This window comes from Pseudomonas sp. PA-7-1E (assembly GCF_021605325.1).
Taxonomy (GTDB): Bacteria; Pseudomonadota; Gammaproteobacteria; order Pseudomonadales; family Pseudomonadaceae; genus Aquipseudomonas; species Aquipseudomonas fluorescens_BV.
Window position 1 is genome coordinate 1 of sequence record NZ_WKFA01000115.1, and the last position, 2,639, is coordinate 2,639.

The window sequence follows — 2,639 nt, forward strand, 5'->3', positions numbered from 1 at the left end:
GTGCGTATTTCGGCCCATCGTGACCGCCCGTTTCGGTACATCGTGACCGCCCATTTCGCTAACGCGTGACCGCTCATTTCGCTAACAACGTGACCGATTTTCCGCCTGTTCCGAAACAGCCGGTCACGCTCTTACCGAAATGACCGGTCACGTTGTTAGCGAAATATCCTCCACTGCGTTGCGCATGACCTGACGCACCGCCACCCTCAGTCCCATTTCGGGGAATCGAAGGATGGCGGCGCAGCGAGTAGCCATGCGTAATATCAAAGAATGCCTGCGCCTCAAGTTCGAGGCCGACCTGTCCCACGAGAAGATCGCCCGCGCCTTGCAACTGTCCAAGGGCGTGGTCAGCAAGTACATCAAGGCGGCGCGCGACACCGGCATCGAGTGGCCCGCGCTGGCTCTACTGGATGAAGCGGCGCTTGGCGCCGCCCTGATGCCGGCCGCCAATGTCGTGCACTCACGCGGCGGCCGCGTGTTGCCCGACGTGATCACCCTGCACCGCGAACTGCGTCGCAAAGGCGTGACGCTACAACTGCTGTGGGAGGAATACACCGCCGCTCATCCCGACCAGCCGACCTACCGCTACACCCAGTTTGTCGAGCATTACCGCTGCTACGCCCGTACCCTCAAACGTTCGATGCGTCAGCAGCACCGCGCGGGTGAAAAGCTGTTCATCGACTATGCCGGGCCAACGTTGCCGGTGATCGACGCCGCCACCGGCGAGATCCGCCAGGCGCACATTTTCGTCGCGGCCCTCGGTGCCTCGAACTACACCTACGCGTGCGCCACGCCGGGCGAAACGCAAGTGGACTGGCTGACGGCGTTGAGCCAGGCCCTCGGCTACTTCGGTGGCGTCCCCGAAATGATCGTCCCGGACAACCCGCGTGCCCTGGTGGCCCGTCCTGACCGTTACGAGCCGGGTCTGAACCGTGCGGCACTGGAGTGCGCCCAGCACTACGGCGCCATCATGCTCCCGGCGCGCCCGCGCAAGCCGCAGGACAAAGCCAAGGCAGAGGTGGCGGTGCAGGTGGTCGAGCGCTGGATCATGGCGCGGTTACGGCATCAGCAGTTCTTCAGCCTGCATGCCCTCAATCAGGCCATTGCCGTCTTGCTGGAGGACTTGAACCGACGCCCGTTCAAAAAGCTCGACGGATGCCGGCGGGACTGGTTCGAGCAGCTCGACCAGCCGGCGCTGAAACCGCTGCCGGCGCATCCTTATGAGGTGGTGACCTTCAAACGCTGCAAGGTCAACATCGACTACCACATCGAGGTGAATGGCGGCTTTTACAGCGTGCCCTCGGCCTTGGCCCGGCAAAGCGTCGACGCCCGAGTGAGCGCCCATACCGTCGAAATCCTGCATGGACACCGGCGAGTCGCCAGCCACCTGCTGCTGCAACGGCGCGGCGCCTACAGCACCCAGAGCGAACACATGCCGGCCTCGCACAAGGCCCATCGTGACTGGACACCCCAGCGCCTGCTCGACTGGGGCGAGCGGATCGGCCCGCACGTCCGGCAGATCGTCGAACATCAACTGACCCACAAACCCCATCCGGAGATGGGCTACCGCTCCTGCTTGGGTCTGCTCTCGCTGGCTCGCCACTATGGCAACGAGCGCCTGGAGGCGGCAGCCAGCCGCGCGGTGCAACTGCGTGCACTCAACAGCCGCACCGTGCGCAACCTGCTCAAGCAAGGGCTCGACCAGCAACCGCTGCCCAAGACCACCGCCGCCGCTCAACCCGCCCGTCACGAGAACGTGCGCGGTGCTGACTATTACACCCAAAAGGAGCTGTTCAATGATGACGCAACACACGCTTAACCAGTTGCACCACCTGCGCCTCAGCGGCATGGCCACTGCGCTGGAAGAGCAATGGACACTGCCGGCCTGCCACAGCTTGAGCTTCGATGATCGGCTCGGTCTGCTGCTTGACCGCGAACTGGCCTGGCGCGACAACAAACGCCTGGAACGGCTGCGCAAACAAGCCAAGCTCAAATACGCCGGTGCCTGCCTGGAAGACCTCGACCGCCGTCCGGGCAGAGGCCTGGACGAACGCCAGCTCGCAACCCTGGCCAGCGGTGACTGGATCCGCCAACAGCACAACCTGTTGCTGACCGGCCCAACCGGCGTCGGCAAAACCTGGCTCGCCTGCGCTCTGGGCAACCAGGCCTGCCGCCAAGGCTACAGCACGCTATACCTGCGCACGCCACGCCTGCTGGAACAACTGCGGATCGCTCATGGCGACGGCAGCTTCGGCCGCACGTTGCAGCAACTGGCGAAGGTCGACGTGCTGATCCTGGACGACTGGGCGCTGGCACCGCTGGAAGAAAACGCCCGGCACGACCTGCTGGAAGTAATCGACGACCGCGCCGGCTTGCGGTCGACGGTACTGACCAGCCAACTGCCGGTTGATCACTGGCACGGCTGGATCAACGACCCGACAGTGGCCGACGCCTTGCTGGATCGGCTGGTGCACAGCGCGTATCGAATCGTGATGAAGGGTGAGTCGCTGCGACGTAAAAAGACGGAAGAAGAAGCGGCATCGTGACCGATGCGGTTAGAATTTAGACCCCGCGCAATCGGGTGGAGAAACCGGTCACGTTGTTAGCGAAATGACCGGTCACGATGAGCGAAATACGCA

Annotated in this window: 2 protein-coding genes; both read left to right on the plus strand. The window is 63.5% G+C overall.

Annotated features, from left to right (window positions below; all coding sequences use genetic code 11):
- Positions 1-232: 232 nt before the first annotated feature.
- Positions 233-1,819, plus strand: a complete 1,587-nt coding sequence (gene istA, locus GIW79_RS29415) for an IS21 family transposase (protein ID WP_056791628.1) — start codon at positions 233-235, stop codon at positions 1,817-1,819.
- Complete coding sequence (gene istB, locus GIW79_RS29420; RefSeq protein WP_056791631.1) at positions 1,797-2,546, plus strand: IS21-like element helper ATPase IstB; 750 nt, start codon at positions 1,797-1,799, stop codon at positions 2,544-2,546. Before istA ends, istB begins: the two co-directional genes overlap by 23 nt.
- Positions 2,547-2,639: the final 93 nt, after the last annotated feature.